This window comes from Sphingomonas sp. PAMC 26605, assembly GCF_000241485.1.
Classification (GTDB): Bacteria; Pseudomonadota; Alphaproteobacteria; order Sphingomonadales; family Sphingomonadaceae; genus Sphingomonas.
In genome coordinates this window covers 1,804,934-1,825,773 of record NZ_JH584241.1, presented here as the reverse complement: position 1 = coordinate 1,825,773, position 20,840 = coordinate 1,804,934, and the positions used below count along the sequence as shown (strand labels likewise).

Here is a 20,840-nt window from a genome sequence, read left to right as displayed (position 1 = left end):
GGCTCAGCCGGCGAGAATGCCGCCCCCGAGCAGGAGCAACAGCTTGACGTCGATCGCCACGCCCGCGGCGCGTTTGGCCGCGACGAACGCGGCGATTCCTTCGAGCGGAACGCGGTGGACGGTGATATCCTCGCCGTCGATCCCGCCACCGGCGTCCACCCGCGTCAGCTCGGTCGCGCGGACGAGCGTGAAGCCTTCCGACACCATGCCGGGGGAGGAATGGAAGACGCCGATCGAGGCGAGCGTCGTCGCGCGATAGCCGGTCTCTTCCTCGAGCTCGCGCCCGGCGGAGGCCTCGACGCTCTCTCCTTCGGTCTCGTCGCCGACCAGTCCGGCCGGCAATTCGAGGCAGCGTTTCCCCAGCGGTACGCGATATTGCTCGACCAGGATCACAGCGCCCTCATCGATCGCGAGGATCACCGCGGCACCGATGCCGCGCGTGCGCGCGACATATTCCCACGTCCCGTCCTTGATCACCTTGATGTACTTGCCGTCCCAAACCGTCTCGGCACTCATACCTCGATCAGCCGGTCGGGAAGCTCGTTGCGATCGTCGGCGGTCTTGGGGAAGGTTTCGGAAAGGATCGCGCCGATCCGCTCGACCGCCGCCGCCATCCCCGCGGCAGGTCGCCCGGCGCGCGATTCGGCGACCAGCGCCGCCATCGCCGCGCCCCAGCGCTCGGCCGGGACCGCGCGATGGATCGCCTCGTCGGCGACGATCTCCGCCATCCGCTCGTCGCGCGAGAGATAGAGCAGGATGCCGACGCGAGCCGCGGTGCGCCGTTCGGCGCCGACTTTGAAATATTGGATCGCACGCCGCCGCACGCGACGCGCGCGCGTCGCCTTGGGCACCAGCGCAATTCGCCACGGGGCATGGGCGAGCGCATAGCGGACGATCAGGAAGACGATCGCCTCGACCACGAGCAGCGCCGACAGCAACAGGCGCGGATCGGCCGGCGCATCCCATTCCCCGGACAAGCCCCCGAGCCAGTGTTCGATCGCCGCCGGATCGATTGCGAACAGTGCGACGACGAGCAGCATCGCCGCGACCGCATAGTGCAGCGCGGCATCGCGATAATCGTCCGAGCGATCACTGACGATCGTCACGATTTCGCCGTCGGTGCCCGCTTCGGCGCGCTTCACCGCCTCGAGCACGAGCGCATGGTCTTGCGCCGTCAGATGGGCCGTGCGTGGCATCACCAGTCTCCCGAGGCGCCACCGCCCCCAAAGGATCCGCCGCCGCCGCCGGTAAAGCCACCGCCGCCCCAGCTTCCGTCGGAGCCGCCGCCGCCACTGCCGCCACTACCCCAGCCGCCGCCGGAGTCGCGTCGCGAATCTCCGCCGCCGAGCCCGCCGAGCATCGCGCCCCACAGCACCGCCGAACCGACGCCGTCATGATATTGCTGCCCGCCACCTCGCCGGCGGAGGCTCGACAGGATGACGAAGCCGATCACCAGCCCCCAGAAGATCAGCCCGAACGGAATGCCGCCACCACGTGCGCTGCTGCGCTTGTGGACGGCGTCGAACGACGCCGCCGCCTTGTCGAGGTTGGCCTTCTGCTCCTCGGGCGACGCGCGCAGCTGCGCGATGACCGCGTCGGTGCCGGCCTCCATTGCAGCGGGAATGTCGCTTGGCTGCTTCTTGAGCAGCGGCAGCATCTTCTCGCGGATCATCACACCCGAAAAGGCATCGGTCAGGAACGGCTCGAGCCCATAGCCGACTTCGAGCCGCGGCCCGCGATGCCCGGCGGGTTCGTTCGGCGCGATCATCAGGATCGCGCCATTATCGACGTCCTTGAGGCCGATTCCCCAGGCACGTCCGAGCCCGACGCCATATTCGGACAGCTCGCGCCCCTGCAGGTCTGGAAGCGTCGCGACGACCAATTGCCGCTTGGTGTCCTTCTGCAGCGCTTCGAGCTTGGCCTCGAGATCGGCCTTGGTCGCCGCGGGCAGGACATTGGCGGCATCGACCACCAGCCCGGTGAACTTCGGATAGGTCTGCGCCGCTGCCGGGGAGAACCCCAGCAGCAGCGCGACGAGCGTCGCAAGCAGTGCCTGAATCAGGCGCATCGGCATACCGATCGAATGGGGGGCCGCCGGCCCGGTTTTCTTAGTTGCTGTTGCCGAAATTGACCGCAGGCGCTTCTTCCGCCCCCGCACTCGTCGCCTTGAACGGTACCAGCGGCTTGGCGCCATAGAATACCTTCGCGCCGATCGCGTCGGGGAAGGTGCGGATCGTCGTGTTATACGATTGCACCGCGTCGTTATAATCGTGGCGCGCGGTCGAGATGCGGTTCTCGGTGCCCTCGAGCTGCGTCATCAGCGTGGCGTAATTGCCCTGCGACTTGAGCTCGGGATAGGCCTCCTGGAGGCGCTGCAGCGACAGCGTCAGCCCCGCCTGGGCCTTCTCGTAACTGGCGACCTTGGCGGGATCGGAGAGATCGGCGCCCGACACCTTGACCTGCGACGCCGAGGCGCGCGCTTGCGTCACTTCGACCAGGATTGACTTCTCCTGTGCGCCGGCGGCCTTCACCGTGGCGACGAGGTTGGGGATGAGGTCGGCGCGACGCTGATAGTAATTCTCGACATCGGCCCATTTGGCCTTGGCATTTTCCTCGGCAGTCGGAACGCTGTTGAGGCCGCAGCCGGCGAGCGCGACGGCGCCAACGAGAGCAAGCGGAGTGCGATACTTCATGTCGTTTGGATCCCTTCAGACCTTGTGCGACCATGATAGCCAGATACGATGGCCGCGCGAAACGAAATCGGAAGGAGCGTCGCGATGTTCAAGGAGTTCAAGGCATTCATCGCGCGGGGGAACGTGCTCGATCTCGCCGTCGCGGTGATCATCGGCGCGGCGTTCGGCAAGATCGTGACCTCGCTGACCGACGACGTGATCATGCCGGTGATCGGCAAGATCTTCGGCGGACTTGATTTTTCCAGCTACTTCGTCGCGCTGGGCAAGGTGCCGCCGGGGCTCGCCGGATCGTCCGATTATGCCGCGCTCAAGAAGGCGGGCGTGCCGCTGTTCGGCTATGGCGCGTTCGTCACCGCGGCGGTCAACTTCCTGATCGTCGCCTTCATCATCTTCCTGATCGTGCGCGCGGTGAACCGGCTGATGCCCAAGGCGCCCGAGGTGATCGCCGAGCCGGTCGAGCCGACCGATGTCACGCTGCTGCGCGAGATCCGCGACGAGCTGCGCCGGCGGTGATGCGCTATAGCCCCTCCCCTTCAGGGGAGGGGTTGGGGTGGGGACGTCTAAGCACGGGTCAGGTCTCTGCGAGGCACTTCCCCACCCCAAGCCCAGCGTCGGGTCGGTCATGCCCCCGGCATCACCTGAACAGCGCGGGGCGCTGTTCACCCGCCGCTCCTAAAGGGGAGGGGAGCAAGTCAGGCCGCGACCAACTCCTCGGCCGTCGCATCCGCGAGGCTGGTGCCATCCAGAATCCGCGCGGTCTCGTCGCGCACGCGCATCATCGCGTGGCGGATCGCGCAACTCGCTTCGTCCTTGCAATCCTTGCACGAGCGATACGCCGTCCGGCTGACGCACGGCACGAGCGCGAGCGGCCCCTCGATCACCCGGATGATCTCGCCGAGCGAGATCAGATGCGGCGGGCGCGACAGGCAGTAACCGCCCATCTTGCCGCGGTGGCTGTGCAGGAACCCCGCCTCGCGCAGATCGGCGAGGATCAGCTCGAGGAACTTGCGCGGCACGTTCGCCGCGGCGGCGATGCGGTTCATCGGGATCGGCGGGCTTCCGGCGGCGGCTTCGGCCAGGAACATCATCGCGCGGAGCGCGTAACGGGAACGTTGCGTCAACATGATACATCAACCCATGCACCCGATTTGTGGCGAGTGAAAGGCGGAAGGTGTCAAACCGGGCCTTTTCATCGCGTTGCAACGGCGCGTTTCGACGCCCCTTTTCACGCGGCTGTAACATGCCTATATCGCTCGTGCCGGGCTTGCCCGGCTATGGTGATAAAGTGCGGCGTAGAATAGATGCAGCGGACCCGGGGGCAGTACCCGGCGACTCCACCACACCCCCTCTCTCCCGAGGGGGTATGACGGGGTCGAACTAGGATCGACGTGTATTGAAAGGCGCTGTTTTTGCCCAGGCTGAGTAACCTGTTCAAGGCTCATAACCACAAGTGCAAACGATAACCATGCACTCGCAATTGCGGCGTAACACTAAGGCTTAACGGCCTAAGTTACACCTACAAGAGCGCGGTCCGGGCCGCACCGGGCAACAGAAGCGGACACCGGCGGTCCGGGGGGCACCGAGCAACAGAAGCTCCCCACCTATCCTGCGGCGAGTAGCGTTACGCGAAGCATGGCCGACTCCGCCGACACACCCGCGCCCCCGCAGCGCAAGATCATCCATATCGACATGGATGCCTTCTATGCGTCGGTCGAACAGCGCGACGATCCGAGCTTGCGCGGCCGCCCCGTCGCGGTCGGCGGATCGCGCGCGCGCGGCGTGGTGGCGGCGGCGAGCTATGAGGCGCGCGTTTTTGGAGTCCGCTCGGCGATGCCGTCGGTCACCGCGCTCCGGCGCTGCCCAGACCTGGTGTTCGTACCGCCGCGCTTCGACGTCTATGGCGCGATCTCGCAGCAGATCCGCGCGATCTTCGCCGATTATACCGACCAGATCGAACCGCTCTCGCTCGACGAGGCGTATCTCGACGTCACCGAGGACCGCCACGGCCTCGGCTCGGCCAAGGCGATCGCCGAACAGATCCGCGCGCGGATCAAGGCCGAGACGCGGCTCACTGCGTCTGCAGGGGTGAGCTACAACAAGTTCATCGCCAAGCTCGCCTCGGACCAGAACAAGCCCGACGGCATCTGCGTCATCCCGCCGGCGCGTGGGAGCGCGTTCGTCGCGAGCCTGCCGGTCAAGCGCTTCCACGGCGTCGGCCCGGTGACGGCGACGCGGATGGCCGCGCTGGGGATCGAAACCGGCGCCGATCTGCGCGATCGGCCGCTCGCCTTCCTCCACGCGCATTTCGGCAGCTATGCCGACTATCTCTACGGCGCAGCGCGCGGCATCGACCATCGCCCGGTGCGCAGCAACCGCGCGACCAAGTCGGTCGGCGCCGAGCGCACCTTCGAGACCGACATCGCGTCCCCCGCCGATCTCCACGCCGCGCTCGACCGTGTCGCCGAGGCGGCGCTGGTGCGGATCGAGCGGCACGGCGTGCGCGGGCGGACGATGACGCTCAAGCTGCGCTTCTCGGACTTCCGCACGATCACCCGCGCGCGCTCGCTCAGCCGCGGCGCGTTCGACCGCGAAAGCTTCGTCACGGGCGGGCGCGAGTTGCTCGACGCGCAGCTTCCGGTGCCGCTCGGGGTGCGACTGCTGGGGCTGACACTGTCCGGGATTCACGATGGCGAGGAAGCCACCGAGCAGGCGACCCTGCCGTTGTGAACGGCGCCGTTACGCCACCCGTTCCCCAACGCGCTGCAGATCCTCGACGAAGCGCGCATATTCCGCATCCGCCTGTGCGCGATCGGGAATGCGGAGCAGATAGCTCGGATGCACCGTGATCCACGCCTCGCCGCCGCCGGGCAGCGTCAGCGCGCGCCCGCGTTCCTTGCCGATCGTCACCACGCGCCCGAACAGGCTGCGCGCCGCCGTCGCGCCAAGCGCGACCGTCACCTGCGGGCGCACCAGCAACTGCTCCTGCTCGATCCACCAGCGGCACGCGTCGATCTCGCCGGCGTCGGGCTTGGCGTGGATGCGGCGCTTGCCGCGCGGCTCGAACTTGAAATGCTTGACCGCATTGGTGACATAGACGCCCGAGCGCTCGATCCCCGCCGCCGCCAAAGCCTTCTCGAAAACCTGCCCCGCCGGCCCGACGAACGGCTTGCCTGCCAGATCCTCCTGGTCGCCGGGCTGCTCGCCGACGAACATCAGGCTGGCGTCGATCGGCCCCCCGCCGAACACCGTCTGCGTCGCGGGTTTGTACAGCGGGCAGCGCGTGCAGCCCGCCGCCTCGTCGCGCAAGGCGGCCCAGGACGCCGCGATATTGCCGCCCGCCTCGCTCGCCTGCTTGGTCCGCGCTACTGCCATCATCCCGCTCTCTCGCGCCTGCGCGCCAGCAATCAACCCGGGCACCAGCGCCGTCTCGGGCATGTTCTTCCAATATTTCTTCGGCATCTCCTTCAACATCGCGCCGATCTTGACGCGCGCCGGATTGAAGATCGACGCGTAATAGGTCTTCCACACTTCCTCGATCGGGTCGCCCTCGGGCGCATCCGACTTGGCGGCGCCCGGCCCCTCGCTCAGCGTCTCGCCGTCCCAATGGATCGACAGCTCGGGCGTGAGGATCGACCAGCGCATGCTCGCGAAGCGATCGAGGAAGAAGCCGGCATTGGTGCGCAGGATGTGATGCTCGGGCTCGTACCACGCGACGAACCGCGCCACGCCGCCCTCCTCGACCTCGCGGAAGCGCAGGAAGGCGCGCATCTTGTGAATGTCCTTGCGCACCTCCTGCGCGAGATGCTCGAGCCGGCGGAGCAGCGGATCGGCATGATCCTCGATCGCGCCCGGCTGGACGCGAATCCGCGCGAGCAGCGTGTAGAGCAAGGCGAAGCGCTCGGGATCGCGGTGGAGCACGACCTTTTTCGCGAGCTCCATGAACGCGCGCGGCACGGCGAAGGCCGGGCCGGTCGGCACCGTCGTGTCGGCGCTCGCGGCGAACAGATCGGTCGGGCTGCCCGCCCCCTGCCAGACGACGTCCTCGGGCGCCACGCCCGCCGCGGCGAGGCTGCGCGCAGCGTCGCGCCAGCCGTCGAAATCGTCGGGTTCGGCAAGAGTGATCGCGTGCATTCAGCTCCCCTTATGCCGCGAACAACTCCAGTTGCTGCTTCTTGGGTGCAACCACGGGCCGCAATTCGGCGCGATCGCTGAGCGCGACCGGGCGCCAATCCTCGGCGATCAGGAACGGCCGCACCTTGGCGACCGACACGGTCAGCCGCGCGACATCGGCGAGATGCAGCCGCCGCCAGCGCCGCGCCGCAAGGATCGCGGTCACCGCCTTCACCCCGAGCCCCGGCACGCGCAGCAGTGCTTCGCGCGGCGCGCGGTTGACGTCGACCGGGAACGACCCGCGAAACTTGAGCGCCCAGGCGAGCTTAGGATCGATGTCGAGCGGCAGCATCCCCGTCGTCGCATCGGCCGCCGCGACAACATCGGCCGGGGTGTATTCGTAGAAGCGCATTAGCCAGTCCGACTGGTACAGCCGGTGCTCGCGCATCAGCGGCGGCCGCTGAAGCGGAAGCACCGCGCTCGCATCGGGGATCGGGCTGAACGCCGAATAATAGACGCGGCGCAGGCCGAAGCGGTCGTACAACGTCGACGCCTTGGCGACGATGTCGCCATCGGTCGCGGCATCCGCCCCGACGATCATCTGCGTCGACTGGCCCGCGGGCGCGAAGCGCGGCGCCGACTTAAAACGCTTCTTGGCGTCGCTCGTATCGAGGATCGCGGTCTTGGTGTCGGCCATCGCACCTTCGATCCGCGCTGCCGATTTCTCGGGCGCAAGCCGCGTCAGGCCGGCGACGGTCGGCAGTTCGACGTTGATCGACAGGCGATCGGCGTGGAGCCCGGCCTGGTGAACGAGCTCGGGATCGGCGTCGGGGATCGTCTTGAGGTGGATATAGCCGCGAAAATCATGATCCTCGCGCAAACTGCGCGCAACCTCGACCATCTGCTCCATCGTATAGTTCGACGATCCGATGATCCCCGACGACAGGAACAGCCCCTCGATATAATTGCGCCGATAGAAAGACAGCGTCAGCCGCACCACCTCCGCCGCGGTGAAGCGCGCACGCCGCACGTTCGAACTCTTGCGGTTGATGCAATAATGGCAGTCGAAGATGCAGCTGTTGGTGAGCAGGATCTTCAGCAGCGAAATGCAGCGACCGTCGGGCGCATAGGCATGGCAGATGCCCATCCCCTGATCGGTCGAGCCGACCCCCTTGCCGTCGCGCGACGTGCGCTTGACCGAGCCGGACGATGCGCAAGAGGCATCGTATTTGGCGGCATCGGCGAGGATCGCGAGTTTCTGCTGAACGTCGAGTTGCGCCATGTGTTCGATATATGTTCTAAACTTTGCGCGCGCAACCCATTGCCGTCCGTTGGAAGTCCGACCGCAGCCCCCCCAGCTTCTCATGCGTCACGTCGCTCTTCGTTCCGAACAGCCGCATCGCCTTTCCGTCGACGCATTCGACCTGCGCGACGATCCGCACCCAGCGTCGCCCGGTGCCGAGATCGAGCTCGGCGTCGAGCGTGAAACCGGTCTTGTCGCGGATCGCGGCGACCCGCAGGCATTCGAGCGCGATGCGCGACACCGGCGTATAGCGCGCCGCGGTTTCGGCGCGATCCAAAACACTTGCGCGCGGGAAATCGAACAGGTCGTACACGCCGTCGCTCCACGTCAACGCCTCGGTGACAAGATCGCACGCCCACCAACCCGTCGTCACCGTTGTAGGTATCGCCCGGTCGGGCGGTGTCCGGCGTACCGAAAGGTCTTGCGTCGCAACATCCATATGCTTTCCTTTCTCCTCGCCGAACCTGTCGCTCAACCCAGGTTCATCCCGCAGCGGGCAAACCACATTGTTCGTTCGGCGATGCAACCCCCCGCACAGGCCGAACGTTACGCCCCCGGACTTAACGACAAAGGGATTTATAAATCATGCGTCACCTCTTCCTTTCGCTTGCCGCCGCGTCGCTCGTCATTCCGGCGACGATGGCCGTTCCCACCGACAAGGCCGAGGCGCGCCGTCACTATTACGGCAAGTCGAGCCGCCACTATAACTGCCGTCGCTCGTCGGGCACGACCGGCCTGCTCGTCGGCGGTGCCGGTGGTGCGCTCGCCGGTAACGCACTCGGCGGCGGCGTGCTCGGCACGGTTGCCGGCGGCGTCGGCGGTGCGCTGCTCGGCAAGCATCTCGACAAGCGTCACGACGCTGCGCAGAACCGTCGCAACGGCTGCTGATCGGACTACTCGGCGGCGAGGAGACTTTCCGCGCCGCCGAGATCTACCGAGACGAGCCGGCTGACGCCCTGCTCGACCATCGTCACCCCGAACAACCGGTGCATCCGGCTCATCGTGACGGCATTGTGCGTCACGATCAGATAGCGCGTCTGCGTCTCGCGCGTCATCGCATCGAGCAGCCCGCAGAAGCGCTCGATATTGGCGTCGTCGAGCGGCGCATCGACCTCGTCGAGCACGCAGATCGGCGCGGGGTTGGTCAGGAACAGACCGAAGATCAGCGCGACCGCGGTCAGCGCCTGCTCCCCACCCGATAGCAGCGTCAGCGACTGGAGCTTCTTGCCCGGCGGCTGCGCCATGATCTCCAGCCCCGCCTCGAGCGGATCGTCCGAATCGATCAGTTCGAGATGCGCGCTGCCGCCGTTGAACAGCGTCGTGAACAGCCGGCGGAAATGCCCGTCGACCGCTTCGAACGCTGCGAGCAGGCGCTGCCGCCCTTCGCGGTTGAGCGTGCCGATCGAGCCGCGCAGCCGGTTGACCGCCAGCCCCAGTTCCTCACGCTCGGCGGCATTGCCCGAACTGGCCGCCTCGAGTTCGGCGAGCTCGGTCTCGGCGACGAGATTGACCGGGCCGATGCGATCGCGATCGAGCATCAGCTTCTCATGCGCCGCAGACTCCTCCGCGGGGCTGCGCACCGTGGCGCCGTCGAACCCGACGCGTTCGGGGAGCAGCACCGACGGGCATTGAAAGCGCTCGCCCGCCAGCCGGTTCATCTCGACGCGGCGCAACTCCTGGTTTTCCGCGCGCGCGGTCGCGCCGGCACGCGCCTCGCGTGCTTGCGCGAGCGTTTCCGCCGCCGTTCCCGCGCGCGCTTCGCGGTCGCGCAGCGTGGCTTCCGCCGCGCGTTCCGCGACGGCAGCGGTCTCGGCTTCGGCGCGCGCCGCGGCGTGCGACCGCTCCAGCGCCGTGACTTCGGCGGCGAGCGCCTCGGGCCGCCCGATCAAGGCTTCGGCTTCGCTAGCGAGGTCGGTGTCGCGCTTGTCCATCTCGGCGATCCGCCGTGCCGCCTCTCCGGCGCGCGTGCGCCAGCCCTTGGCCTCGGCCGCCATCGCCGCCAATCGCTCGCGCGCGCCCGCGACGTCGCGGTCGAGCCCGGCGCGATCGGCGCGGGCGGTCGCGATCGCGCTGCGCCGCGCTTCGGCTTCGGCCGAGAGCGTGCGGACCCGCTCGCGCGTCGCGCTACCATCGGGAAGCGCCGCCTGCACCGCGGCGGCGCGCGCGACTTCGGCACCGGCTTCGTCATGCTCGGCGGTGATCCGCTCACGCCGCGCCGCGAGATCGGCGCGCTGCGCCTCGATCCGCTCGATCGCCGCGGTCGCGCGGTCCTCGGCGCGCGCCGCCTCGCGCGCGCGCGCCTCGGCGCTTTCGAGCGCACGCCGTGCCGCCACCGCGGCGGCGCGTGCGTCGGCGATCGTCGTGGCGATCCGAGCTAGCTCGGCATCCGCGGCCTCGACCGCCGAAGCAGCAGCAGGGCGCAGCGCCGTGATCGCGCGCAGGCGGTTGATCCGCTCGAGCCGCTCGGCCGCCGCCGCGCCGCCAGATTTGGCGACATAGCCGTCCCACCGCCGCAGCACCCCGCCGAGCGTCACGAGGCGCTGCCCGACCGCGAGCGCGGCCCCCTCGTCGCTTTCCGCCACCACGACCTGCGCCAATCGCCGGGCGAGCGCGGGCGGCGCGGCGACAAAGCGACCGAGCGACGTCGTCCCGGGCGGCGGCGGCGGGTCGCCAGGCGCGACGGCTGCGCCTGCCCAATGGCGCTCGCCCGCAGGATCGAGCCCGGCTTCGAGATCGTCGCCCAGCGCCGCCGCGAGTGCGCGCTCATAGCCTGGCTCGGGCTGGACCCGGTCGAGCAGCCGGTCGCGGCCATCGCGGCGCGTCGCCTTGGTGAGGGCGGTCGCTTCGCTGTCGAGCGCGGCGAGATTGGCATGCGCCGTCGCGCGCGCGGCCTGCGCGCCGTCGCGCTGCGCGATGCTGCCGCGTTCGTCGGCATCGGCGCGAGTCAGCGCGGCGCGCGCGTCCTCGCCGTCGTGCAACGCTTGCTCGCGCGCCGCCGCCGCATCGGTGCGCTGCGCGGCCAGCGGCGCGGCATCGCCAAGCGCAGCGCCCTCCGCCGTGACGCGTGCAAAATCGCGCGCGCTGCGCTCGGCACGCACGCGCGCTGCTGCCAACGCGGCTTCGGCGACGCGCGCGTCGGCGGCCTCGGTCGCCTGTGCGGCGAGCGCCTGCGCGAGCGCGACCTCGGCATCGCGGCCCGAGCGCTCAGCCTCGCTCAGCCGCGTCTCGAGTTCGGGGAGGCGCGCGATCGCTTCGGCCAGCGCCAGGTCGAGTCGCTTGCTCTCGTCCGCCAGCCGCGCGATCGCCTCGGCGGCGTCGCTCGCGAGCGAGCCCTCGCGCGCGCGGTCGTCGGCCAGGCGAAGGCGGGCCGCCGCCAGTTCCTGCGTCCGCCGCACCGCCGCAGCCTGTTCGCCGCGCAAGCCGCCAAGTCGGTGCCCTGCCTCGCTTGCCGCCTCGCGCAGCGCCTGCGCGGCGCCGCGCGCTTGCGCCAGCGCCTCGGTCGCGGCGAGCGCAGCGGCAGCGGCGGCGCGCTGCGCCTCGGCGGCGGCGGCGACGGCCGTCTCGCAGGCGACCGCCTCGGCCTTGGCCGCGTCCGCCGCCGTCTGCGCATCGCGCCAGCGCGCGAAGATCATCCGCGCCTCGGCGATGCGGATCTGGTCGGAGAGCGCGCGGTAGCGCTCGGCCTGCCGCGCCTGCCGCCGCAGCGCGTTGGCGCGGCCGTCCTGCTCGGCGATCAGTTCGTCGAGCCGGGTGAGATTGGCTTCGGTCGCGCGCAGCTTCTGCTCGGCATCCTTGCGGCGGACGTGGAGCCCGGCGATCCCCGCGGCTTCCTCGAGCATCGCGCGGCGTTCCTGCGGCTTGGCGGCGATGATCGCGCCGATCCGCCCCTGGCTGACGAGCGCAGGCGAATGCGCGCCGGTCGCCGAGTCGGCGAACAGCAACGCCACGTCCTTCGCGCGCACGTCGCGCCCGTCGATCCGATAGGCCGACCCCGCGCCGCGCTCGATCCGGCGGACGACTTCGCTTTCCTCGCCTTCTGCCTCGATCAGCATCGACACTTCGGCGAAGTCCCGCGCGGGCCGCGTGTTGGTGCCGGCGAAGATGACGTCGTCCATCCCCGCGCCGCGCAGCGACCGCGCCGAGGTCTCGCCCATCGTCCAGCGCAGCGCCTCGAGCAGGTTCGACTTGCCGCAGCCGTTTGGGCCGACGATGCCGGTCAGCCCCGGCTCGATCCGCAGATCGGCCGCGTCGACGAAGCTTTTGAAGCCGGAAAGGCGGAGCCGCTTGATCTGCATATACTCCCCTCCCCTTCAGGGGAGGGTCTGGGGGTGGGGAAGTGACTGCGGTTGGTGCCTGTCACGGCCCCACCCCAACCCCTCCCCTGAAGGGGAGGGGCTCAGGTCTACACCGAGCGCCCCCACGCCCGCCAACGTTACGCGCCTGCGCGCTTTAGCGCCGCCTCGACATCGGGCCAGCTCACGCCGTCGACCTTCGTGCCGTTGAGGATGAAGGTCGGCGTGCCCGTCACGCTCGCGCCCTCGCCCTTGTTCATCATGCCGATGATCTCGTCGAGCGCCGCCTTGTCGGCGATGCACGCGCGCGCCTTGGCCTCGGGGATGCCGCGCTGCTTCACCCACTCGACATAGCCGAGATAGTCGCCCCAGGCGGCGGCGGCCTCGTTCGGCGTCTTGCCCTGGAGCTGCGTCTGCAGCGCATTGGTCGCGGCCTGGTCGGCGAGCTTCGCCTCGAACTGCGGCTGCGCCATGTACATCGCCTCGAGCAGCGGGAAGAAGGTCGCGGTGCCGACGCAGCGGCCGAGCAGGCTCGGCGCGAAATCGGGCTGGCCGTGGACCAGATAGTCGCGGAACTCGTAGCTCACCTTGCCGGTGGAGACATAGTTATCGGTCAACGGCTTCTGGCCGGTCTGGCCGAACGCGCCGCAGGTCGGGCAGGTGCGCGAGCCATATTCGACCAGCTTGATCGCCGCATCGGGATTGCCCATGCGATAGCCGCCCTCGGGCGTCTTCGACACGACTTGGGTCCAGTTCTGCCCGGCGGGGGCGGGCTTGGCGGCAACCGGCGCCGCGGCGGCGACGTTGCCGTCCGCGCTGGTGCCGCTTCCACCGCACGCGGCGAGCGACAACGCGGCAACCGCCGACAACAGGATACGAGGGGTCATCGATAGGCTCCTAGGCAGAAAGATCATTTGGCAAGCGCGGCGCGGACGAGCGGTTCGAGCCCTGCCCAGTCGTTGACGCTGGCCTGCGCCGCGCCGTTGAGCACGAAGGTCGGCGTGCTCGACACGGCGTAGGCCTTGTTGGCGGCATCGGTACGCGCGACGAGCGTGTTGATGCTCTTGCGATCTGCAAGGCAAGCGTTCGCCTTGGCGAGCGGCAGGCCGTGCTTCACGACGAGATCGGTATAGCCATAGAACTGCGCGAGATAGGTCGCGACGGCGTTGGGAGTCGCGCCCGCCAGCTCCTTCTGCTTGGCGTCGGGGACCTGATCACTGCGCCCGACCAGCGTCTGCTGGTTGGTCATCATCGCATCAAGGATCGGGAAGAACGCGCGCACGGGCACGCAATGCCCGAGCAGGATTGGCCCGAGATCGAGCGCGCCATGGATCGGAAAATCGCGAAATTCGTAGCTCACCTGGCCGCTCGGGATGTAGCTGGCTTTCAGCGCGGGGAAGCCCTCGGCATCGAACTTCGCGCAATGCGGACAGGTGCGCGAGCCGAACTCGATCAATTTGACCTTCGCCGCCGGATTGCCGATCCGCACGCCGCCCTCGGGGGTCGCGACGACCGTCTGCAGCCACGCGGCGTGCGCCGGCGCCTTTTTCGGCGGCGCGGCCTGCACCGAAGACACCAGAGCGGCGCTCAACACCAGCGCCGCCAGACCAAACCGCATCATTCGTCTCCACCCACGCTCGGCGCCCCGCGCGTCGCCGCGACGCCCGCCGCCAAAGCCTCGAGCACCGCCTTCAATTCGGGATCGGCGATCGTCCTGAGGCTCGCGCCGAGATCGACCGGCACGGGCTTCAACGACGGCGGGGCCGCGCGCGGGCGCGGCACGGGGACGTCGCCCTGGCGGAACTGCACCTTGGCGACCGCGGCATAGCCGAAGAAGCGATTGACCCGCTCGATGATCTCGGGCGCGATATGCTGCATCATCGTCGCATGCGCGCCGCGCACGACCAAGTTGAGCGTGCCGCCGACGCGCTCGCCATGCGGGAATTTGATCGATTCGGGCGACGACACGCCGGCGTAACGCGGCCCGACGATCTCGCTCCAGCGGCTGACCACCGCGCTCTGCACGAAGCCGAAGCGGCGAAACGCGGCGCGCCCGGCATCGGGCAGCAGCTCGGCCACCGAACGCGCACGGCCACCGCGCGGGCGTTCGGCGACGGGTGCAGGAGTGGCGCGCTTGCTCATTGCGTTGTCCATGCCATAGCGGGGCCGTGTCCGCCAAGCGTCCTTCCGCCGTCCCAGCGAAACTCCTGCTCGATTGGTACGATAGCCACGCGCGCGCCCTACCGTGGCGCGCCGCGCCGGGGAGCCCAATGACCAATGGGGCGCCCGATCCGTACCGCGTGTGGCTGTCCGAGATCATGCTCCAGCAGACCACGGTCGCCGCGGTGCGCCCGAAGTTCGAGGCGTTCGTCGCACGCTGGCCGAGCGTCGAGGCGCTCGCCGCCGCGCCCGAGGCCGATCTGATGGCGGCGTGGGCGGGGCTCGGTTACTATGCCCGCGCCCGCAACCTCCACGCCTGCGCCCGCGCCGTCGTCGCACTGGGCGATTTCCCGACGACCGAAGACGGCCTGCGCGCGCTCCCCGGTGTCGGTGCCTACACCGCCGCCGCGATCGCCGCGATCGCGTTCGGCGAGCGCGCGGTGGTGGTCGACGCCAATGTCGCGCGCGTCGTCGCGCGGCTGTTCGCGATCGAACGGCCGCTCCCCGGCGGGATGCCCGAGGTGCGCGCGGCGACCGACGAGATCACCCCTGACACCCGCTCGGGCGATTTCGCGCAGGCGATGATGGACCTCGGCTCGTCGGTCTGCACCCCGCGCGCACCCCGCTGCCTCGCCTGCCCGCTCTCGAGCGTCTGCGAGGCCTACCGCCTCGGCAACCCCGAGGGCTTCCCGATCAAGGCGGCCAAGCTCGCCAAGCCGCAGCGCCACGGCACGATCTTCTGGGCCGAGCACGCCGGCAAGGTCCTGCTCGTCCGCCGCCCGCCGCGCGGCCTGCTCGGCGGTATGCGCGCGCTGCCGACCGGGCCGTGGGCCGATACGCCACCCGGCCTCGCCGATCCGCCGCTCCCCGCCGATTGGCAGCTGCTCCCCCAAACCGTCGCGCATGTCTTCACCCATTTCCGGCTCGAACTGTCGCTTGCGGTCGCGCGCGTGGATGGGCATGCCGCGAACGGCGAATGGTGGGACGCGACCGAGATCGACTCGGCGGGCCTGCCGACGGTCTTCGCCAAGGCGGCAGACGCCATCAGGAGGGCAACATGGTAGCATTGCGGTTCAAGTTCGCGGCGGCAGGATTGCTCGTCGCTGCAAGTGGCACGGCGATCGCGCAGCAGATGGCGCAGCCGCAACCCGTCCTCCGTCCGGCCCCGGCCGCAACAGCGGCCCCCGCCCCCGCCACGGCCGGAACCCTCCCCCGCACGCAGGCGCTGTTCAGCGGCGATGTCGCAGCCAACCAATTCCCCGGCGTGGTCGGCGTATTCGGCCGCGGCGATGCGCCAGCGATGGTCGTCGCCGCGGGCAAGCTCGGCGACGAACCCGGCGCCCCCGCGACCGATCAGGACAGCCTGTGGCGCGTCTATTCGATGACCAAGCCGATCACCGCGATGGCCGCGATGATCCTGATCGAGGAGGGCAAGATGCGCCTCGACCAGCCGGTCAGCGACTTCATCCCCGCCTTCAAGACCATGCGCGTCCAGATCAGCCCCGATTCGCTCGAGACGCGCCCCGCGACCAAGCCGATCACGATCCGCAACCTGCTCACCCACACCGCCGGCCTCGGCTATACGATCATCACCAAGGGCCCGCTGCTGAAAGCGTATGAAGACGCCGGCATCACCCCCTTCACCTCCGACGCCAAGACCGAGGCGCAGCTTCGGCTGAAGCGCCCCGCGACGCTCGAAGCCTTCGCCAACAAGGTCGCGACGCTCCCGCTGATCGCCGAGCCCGGCACCAAATGGAGCTATTCGATCGGCCTCGACGTGCTCGGCCGCGTGATCGAGGTCGCGTCGGGCCAATCGTTCGACGGCTTCCTCCAGCAGCGCATCTTCACCCCGCTCAAGATGAATTCGAGCTATTTCCAGGTCCCCGCCTCGGAGGCGCGCCGCCTCGCGACGGGCTATTTCATCGCCGGCAACAATCGCGTCCCGCTCGATCCCGGCGCGACCTCGGTCTATCTCCAGAAGCCGAGCTTCCCCTATGGCGGCGCCGGGCTCGTCACCTCGGCGGGCGATTACGACCGCTTCCTCCACATGCTGCAGAACGGCGGCAGCCTCGACGGTGTCCGCATCCTCAAGCCCGCCACCGCCAAGCTCGCCATGTCGAACCTGCTGCCGACCGGCGTGATCTATCCCGGCGCGGTCTCGGCGACCGGCGGGACGACCAACCCGCAGGGCTTCGGCGCGGGCGGGTCGGTGACCCTAAACGACGCACCCGGCGGCCCGGCCAACGGCACCTATGGCTGGGGCGGGGCGGCGGGCACGATCGCTTGGGTCGATCCGGTCAACCAGGTCCGCGCGACGATCATGGTCAATTACCTGCCGGGCGACAAATGGCCGCTGCGCGCCGAATCGACCAAGGCGGTCTATGCCGACCTCGCCCCCTATCTCCTGCGAAAGTGATCGATAGAGCGTGATGTCCCCAGGCTTTACCGGCGGTCTGCTCGACCGCGCCGATGCGCTGCGCCACGATCCCGCGGGGCTGGCCTCGGCGCGCAGCGACTGGCGCGCGCGCGTGCTGCGGCTCGACCGCTTCGAGCCCGAGCTCGATGGCGAGGGCCGGCTCGGCTGGTCCTCGCTCGCCGAGACGCCAGAGGAGGCCGAGCTGATCCTGCTCGGCTTCGATGAGGCGCGTCGCCCGCATTTCGCGGCGTATTTGCCGGGGATGCGCGCGCCGGCCGGGCGCTCGCCGCGGCTGTTCGCGCTGCTCGACCAGTTCGCGCCCGGCGAGGCGGCGACCTATGCCGCGGCGCGCTCGGTGCTCGACTGGCACAGCCGCCACCAGTTCTGCGCCAATTGCGGAACGCAGACCGCGCTGTTCCGCGCCGGCTGGGGCCGTGCCTGCCCGAACTGCAAGGCCGAGCACTTCCCGCGCGTCGACCCGGTGGTGATCATGATCGCCGAGCATGACGGCCGCGCTTTGCTCGGCCGCCAGCCGAGCTTCCCGCCGGGCCGCTATTCGGCGCTGGCGGGGTTCCTCGAACCCGGCGAATCGATCGAAGAAGCCGTCGCGCGCGAGATCATGGAGGAAGCGGGCGTCCGCGTGACGGGCGTGCGCTACATCGCCAGCCAGCCCTGGCCCTTCCCCTCCTCGCTGATGATCGCCTGTGTCGGCAGCGCCGAGGACGACGCGATCACGCTCGACACCAACGAGCTCGAGGATGCGATCTGGGTGTCGCGCGACGTGGTGCGCGCGGTGCTGGCGGGGGGCGACGGGCCGTTCCTGCCGCCGCCGCCTTATGCGATCGCGTATACGCTGCTGAAGGCTTGGGCTGAGGGGTAATCACCGCCTGGGGGGCCTCATTGCCTGTTGTAACGTCGATCCGCCTCCAGACTGGTGACCCTTTTTTGGGCTAATTTGCGCGTTGACCCATATTTGGGTAAAAACTATTATTGCCCCTAATATGGCAAATGATCACGCCTATGCGGCCCTGATGGGCGATCTGGTACGCAGCGAAAGCAGCGAGGCCATCGAGGCGCTACATGATCATTTCAACAATGCCGTCGATCGCCAAAACGATGAGCGAAGGCCCGCCCTGGCATCACCGCTCACCATCACGCTAGGTGATGAATTCCAGGGATTGATGATATCATTCCTCGACGCGGTCTGCGCTGCGCGCACAATGCGGCTCGAACTGCTTGGCCATGGCATCGAATGTCGGTTCGTAATCGGTGCGGTTTCGCTTCGTACACCGCTTAACGACCAGCGGGCGTGGAACATGATGGGGCCGGGACTCGGCGCGGCCCGTGCCAAGCTCAACGACAAGCGGTCGTCGTCGCTCTACCGCTTTTCCTTTCCAACGGATCCTCTCCTGGAGCGGTTGCTCGACGCGATTGGCGCAAGCCTGACCGCCATCGAGCGGCGCTGGACCGAAACACAGCGCAGTGATGTTCTGGCCGCCCTCGAGGGTTTGAGCGCAACGGACATTGCCGCGCAGCGCAACGTATCCGTGCATACGGTTTACAAAGTTCAGCGGTCGGGCGAGCTTGATCTCTACATGACCCAATGGCACGCTGTTCGCGAAGCCCTTGCTGCCATGGATCGCAAGTCTGGAGGCGCGTGATGCAACAGACCCTTCACGCGCTGGCATACACGATCGCGGGATATTTCCTCCTTACCTGGTTTGGCAATGTTCTTTGTCGCCAGATCTTCAGTCTGACGGGACTCAAAGACGCGACGGCTAGCGACGCCGCGCCAGCGCACAACGCCGGCCGGTGGATCGGCACGCTTGAACGGATCATCCTTGCGATCGGGGTCATTCTACAGCGTTGGGAAATCCTCGCCGCTGTCGTCGCGCTCAAAACCGTGTCACGCTTCAAGGAGTTGGATAGGCGCGACTTTGCCGAATACTTCCTGGTCGGATCGCTGTTCAGCATTCTGTGGGCCATGCTCGTTGCCGGCGCTTGGCAATCCTATGACCATAGCGTGGGTATTGATTTGCGACATCGCGCAACGGTCTTGCTCGGCATGGACGAAATACAGCAAAAGACGTGACGACCCTCCGCGGGAACGCAGGCATCGCGTATCCGCCAACTGGCGACAACTCTGTCCTACAACGGGCGTTCATGCTATGTACCAATTCGCTCTTTGAAATCGTCGAACCTGCGCGAACGCATTAGCGCAAAAACGGAAACGATCGCGGTTGCAAACACCACGCCCAGGGGTCAATCGAGTCAAGCAACCGCTGTCGCTCAACGGCGCGCCAGCTTCGCCCTCACCCCCGCGCCCGCGCGCGCCGATACGTCCCCAGCACGCGCACCCATTTCGAATGGAACCCCAGTTCCGCCAGCGCATGATCGAGCCCCGGCTCGCCCGGCCGGCCCTCGACATCGGCGTAGAATTCGGTCGCGGCGAAGCTCCCGCCGCGCTGATAGCTTTCGAGCTTGGTCATGTTGACGCCGTTGGTCGCAAAGCCGCCCATCGCCTTGTAGAGCGCCGCGGGGACGTTCTTCACCTCGAAGATCAAGGTCGTCATCCACGCGCCCTCGGCGCCCTTCACTTCCCATGGCGTCGGATGCCCCGCGCGCGCCAGCACGACGAAGCGCGTCGTATTGTGATCGGCATCGGCGATGTCGCTGGCGAGCGTCGCGAGCCCGTACAGCGCCGCCGCCCCCGGCGGGGCGAGCGCCGCGAGCGTCGGGTCGCCGCGCTCGGCCACCACCGCCGCCGCGCCCGCAGTGTCGGGATAGGCAACCGGCGCGATGCCACGCTCGCGCAGCCAGTGGCGGCACTGGCCGAGCGCCTGCGGATGGCTCATCGCCTCGCGCACGCCCGCCAGCGGCCCCTGCCCCATCAGCGCGTAGCGGATGCCGAGGAAATGCTCGCCGGTGATCACCAGCCCCGATTCGGGGAGCAGGAAATGGATGTCGGCGACGCGGCCGTGGAGCGAATTCTCGATCGGGATGATCGCGCAATCGGCCCGCCCGTCGCGCACGGCATCGATCGCGTCGGCGAAGTCGAAGCACGGCAAGGGCAGCCCGTCGGGGAACGCCTCCACTGCGGCGATATGCGAATTGGCGCCGGGCGCGCCCTGGAAGGCGACCGCGCGGTCGGGCGCGGCGGCGGCGGCCTGGGTCATCTGGGCGACGAGCGCGCGGGCGGGTTCGGCGAAATTTTCCATGGGTGCCGGGCGGTAACCGCCTTGCATCCTTGCGGCAAGCTTGGCTTGCGGTGCGCCCCGCGCGAATCTATGGGTCAAACCAACTACGTGGCCCTTCAGGGGGGCCCTCCTGCGGCAGAGGCGGAAAAACGAGCATGGACAACCGGACCAACACGATTGCGGGCTGGATCTTGGGCAGCTGCGGAGCTGCGCTCGCGCTCGGTATTGCCGGCCACATGATCGTCGCGCCGATCACCTCGAAGAAGGAAGGCTATCCGATCGAGGCACCGGCCGACGACGCCGGTGGTGGCGGCCCCGCCACGCCCGACAAGCCGATCGCCGAGCTGCTCGCCACCGCGAGCGCGACGCACGGCGCCGATGTGTTCAAGAAGTGCGGCGCGTGCCACACCGTCGCGCAGGGCGGCGCCAACGGCATCGGTCCGAACCTCTACGCGACCGTCGGCGAGGCGATCGCCCAGGGCAAGGCGGGCTATGCCTTCTCCGACGCGCTCAAGACCGCGGGCGCTGGCAAGAAGTGGGATTTCGAGCAGCTCAACACATGGCTGACCAGCCCGCGTGCCTATGCCGCGGGGACGAAGATGACCTTCGCCGGCCTGACCGACGCGAAGGATCGCGCCGACGTGATCCTATATCTCAACACGCAAGGCT

General features: G+C 68.4%; 22 protein-coding genes and 1 other RNA gene. 10 read left to right on the top strand and 13 right to left on the bottom strand.

Annotated features, from left to right (window positions below):
• Window positions 1–3: 3 nt before the first annotated feature.
• From RH90_RS08435 to RH90_RS08420, 4 genes are read right to left on the bottom strand one after another with little or no spacing between them, the layout of a single operon-like run.
• Window positions 4–516 carry an NUDIX hydrolase gene (locus tag RH90_RS08435; RefSeq protein WP_010185097.1) on the bottom strand — a complete coding sequence of 171 codons (513 nt, stop codon included), beginning with the start codon at window positions 514–516 and terminating at the stop codon, window positions 4–6.
• Window positions 513–1,196, bottom strand: coding sequence for a TPM domain-containing protein (locus RH90_RS08430; RefSeq protein ID WP_010185096.1), 684 nt, complete (start codon window positions 1,194–1,196; stop codon window positions 513–515). Before RH90_RS08430 ends, RH90_RS08435 begins: the two co-directional genes overlap by 4 nt.
• Complete coding sequence (locus tag RH90_RS08425) at window positions 1,196–2,074, bottom strand: TPM domain-containing protein (protein WP_010185094.1); 879 nt, start codon at window positions 2,072–2,074, stop codon at window positions 1,196–1,198. Before RH90_RS08425 ends, RH90_RS08430 begins: the two co-directional genes overlap by 1 nt.
• A 34-nt stretch (window positions 2,075–2,108) precedes the next feature.
• Window positions 2,109–2,693 (bottom strand): LemA family protein, encoded by a 585-nt coding sequence (locus RH90_RS08420; protein WP_010185093.1) that lies wholly within the window; start codon window positions 2,691–2,693, stop codon window positions 2,109–2,111.
• Between the two features lie 84 nt (window positions 2,694–2,777).
• Between RH90_RS08420 and mscL the strand changes: the two genes are divergently transcribed.
• Window positions 2,778–3,206 carry a large conductance mechanosensitive channel protein MscL gene (mscL, locus tag RH90_RS08415; RefSeq protein ID WP_029625153.1) on the top strand — a complete coding sequence of 143 codons (429 nt, stop codon included), beginning with the start codon at window positions 2,778–2,780 and terminating at the stop codon, window positions 3,204–3,206.
• A gap of 179 nt (window positions 3,207–3,385) precedes the next feature.
• On the opposite strand, the gene RH90_RS08410 is transcribed toward mscL, so the two are convergent.
• Complete coding sequence (locus tag RH90_RS08410) at window positions 3,386–3,817, bottom strand: RrF2 family transcriptional regulator (protein WP_010185091.1); 432 nt, start codon at window positions 3,815–3,817, stop codon at window positions 3,386–3,388.
• 94 nt (window positions 3,818–3,911) lie between these two features.
• Between RH90_RS08410 and ssrA the strand changes: the two genes are divergently transcribed.
• Window positions 3,912–4,256: a transfer-messenger RNA gene (ssrA, locus tag RH90_RS22550) on the top strand.
• A 69-nt stretch (window positions 4,257–4,325) separates the two neighbouring features.
• A complete protein-coding gene (gene dinB / locus RH90_RS08405; protein ID WP_010185090.1) occupies window positions 4,326–5,420 on the top strand; it encodes a DNA polymerase IV in 1,095 nt (364 codons plus the stop codon).
• Between the two features lie 9 nt (window positions 5,421–5,429).
• Here dinB and RH90_RS08400 read toward each other — a convergent pair whose 3' ends face one another.
• From RH90_RS08400 to RH90_RS08390, 3 genes are read right to left on the bottom strand one after another with little or no spacing between them, the layout of a single operon-like run.
• On the bottom strand, window positions 5,430–6,824 hold the full coding sequence (locus tag RH90_RS08400; protein WP_010185089.1) for a UdgX family uracil-DNA binding protein: 1,395 nt from the start codon (window positions 6,822–6,824) through the stop codon (window positions 5,430–5,432).
• 10 nt (window positions 6,825–6,834) lie between these two features.
• Window positions 6,835–8,085 carry a putative DNA modification/repair radical SAM protein gene (locus RH90_RS08395; RefSeq protein WP_010185087.1) on the bottom strand — a complete coding sequence of 417 codons (1,251 nt, stop codon included), beginning with the start codon at window positions 8,083–8,085 and terminating at the stop codon, window positions 6,835–6,837.
• Window positions 8,086–8,101: 16 nt separating this feature from the next.
• On the bottom strand, window positions 8,102–8,545 hold the full coding sequence (locus RH90_RS08390) for a hypothetical protein (RefSeq protein WP_157134557.1): 444 nt from the start codon (window positions 8,543–8,545) through the stop codon (window positions 8,102–8,104).
• 146 nt (window positions 8,546–8,691) lie between these two features.
• Here RH90_RS08390 and RH90_RS08385 point away from each other — a divergent pair, with 146 nt between their 5' ends.
• Window positions 8,692–8,994 carry a hypothetical protein gene (locus tag RH90_RS08385; protein WP_010185084.1) on the top strand — a complete coding sequence of 101 codons (303 nt, stop codon included), beginning with the start codon at window positions 8,692–8,694 and terminating at the stop codon, window positions 8,992–8,994.
• Window positions 8,995–8,999: 5 nt separating this feature from the next.
• Here RH90_RS08385 and RH90_RS08380 read toward each other — a convergent pair whose 3' ends face one another.
• The 4 genes from RH90_RS08380 to RH90_RS08365 form a co-directional block, all read right to left on the bottom strand.
• A complete protein-coding gene (locus RH90_RS08380) occupies window positions 9,000–12,401 on the bottom strand; it encodes a chromosome segregation SMC family protein (RefSeq protein ID WP_010185083.1) in 3,402 nt (1,133 codons plus the stop codon).
• A 137-nt stretch (window positions 12,402–12,538) separates the two neighbouring features.
• Window positions 12,539–13,285: a thioredoxin domain-containing protein gene (locus RH90_RS08375; protein WP_010185082.1), complete on the bottom strand. Its 747-nt coding sequence runs from the start codon at window positions 13,283–13,285 to the stop codon at window positions 12,539–12,541.
• Between the two features lie 23 nt (window positions 13,286–13,308).
• A complete protein-coding gene (locus RH90_RS08370) occupies window positions 13,309–14,016 on the bottom strand; it encodes a thioredoxin domain-containing protein (RefSeq protein ID WP_232280331.1) in 708 nt (235 codons plus the stop codon).
• Window positions 14,016–14,552: a DUF721 domain-containing protein gene (locus tag RH90_RS08365; protein WP_010185079.1), complete on the bottom strand. Its 537-nt coding sequence runs from the start codon at window positions 14,550–14,552 to the stop codon at window positions 14,016–14,018. Before RH90_RS08365 ends, RH90_RS08370 begins: the two co-directional genes overlap by 1 nt.
• A gap of 53 nt (window positions 14,553–14,605) precedes the next feature.
• Here RH90_RS08365 and RH90_RS08360 point away from each other — a divergent pair, with 53 nt between their 5' ends.
• From RH90_RS08360 to RH90_RS08340, 5 genes are all read left to right on the top strand, one after another.
• On the top strand, window positions 14,606–15,622 hold the full coding sequence (locus tag RH90_RS08360; RefSeq protein ID WP_037493246.1) for an A/G-specific adenine glycosylase: 1,017 nt from the start codon (window positions 14,606–14,608) through the stop codon (window positions 15,620–15,622).
• Window positions 15,616–16,974, top strand: a complete 1,359-nt coding sequence (locus RH90_RS08355) for a serine hydrolase domain-containing protein (RefSeq protein WP_010185076.1) — start codon at window positions 15,616–15,618, stop codon at window positions 16,972–16,974. Before RH90_RS08360 ends, RH90_RS08355 begins: the two co-directional genes overlap by 7 nt.
• A gap of 13 nt (window positions 16,975–16,987) precedes the next feature.
• On the top strand, window positions 16,988–17,854 hold the full coding sequence (gene nudC / locus RH90_RS08350) for an NAD(+) diphosphatase (RefSeq protein ID WP_010185074.1): 867 nt from the start codon (window positions 16,988–16,990) through the stop codon (window positions 17,852–17,854).
• A gap of 121 nt (window positions 17,855–17,975) precedes the next feature.
• A complete protein-coding gene (locus RH90_RS08345; protein WP_010185073.1) occupies window positions 17,976–18,635 on the top strand; it encodes a SatD family protein in 660 nt (219 codons plus the stop codon).
• The gene (locus RH90_RS08340; protein WP_010185072.1) at window positions 18,635–19,066 is read left to right on the top strand and encodes a hypothetical protein; all 432 of its coding nucleotides are present in this window, start codon (window positions 18,635–18,637) and stop codon (window positions 19,064–19,066) included. Before RH90_RS08345 ends, RH90_RS08340 begins: the two co-directional genes overlap by 1 nt.
• 220 nt (window positions 19,067–19,286) lie before the next feature.
• Here the strand turns inward: RH90_RS08340 and RH90_RS08335 are convergent, their stop codons facing one another.
• Window positions 19,287–20,192, bottom strand: a complete 906-nt coding sequence (locus RH90_RS08335) for a prephenate dehydratase (RefSeq protein WP_010185071.1) — start codon at window positions 20,190–20,192, stop codon at window positions 19,287–19,289.
• 134 nt (window positions 20,193–20,326) lie between these two features.
• Here RH90_RS08335 and RH90_RS08330 point away from each other — a divergent pair.
• On the top strand, window positions 20,327–20,840 hold a 514-nt coding region (locus RH90_RS08330; RefSeq protein WP_010185070.1), incomplete at its 3' end, for a c-type cytochrome.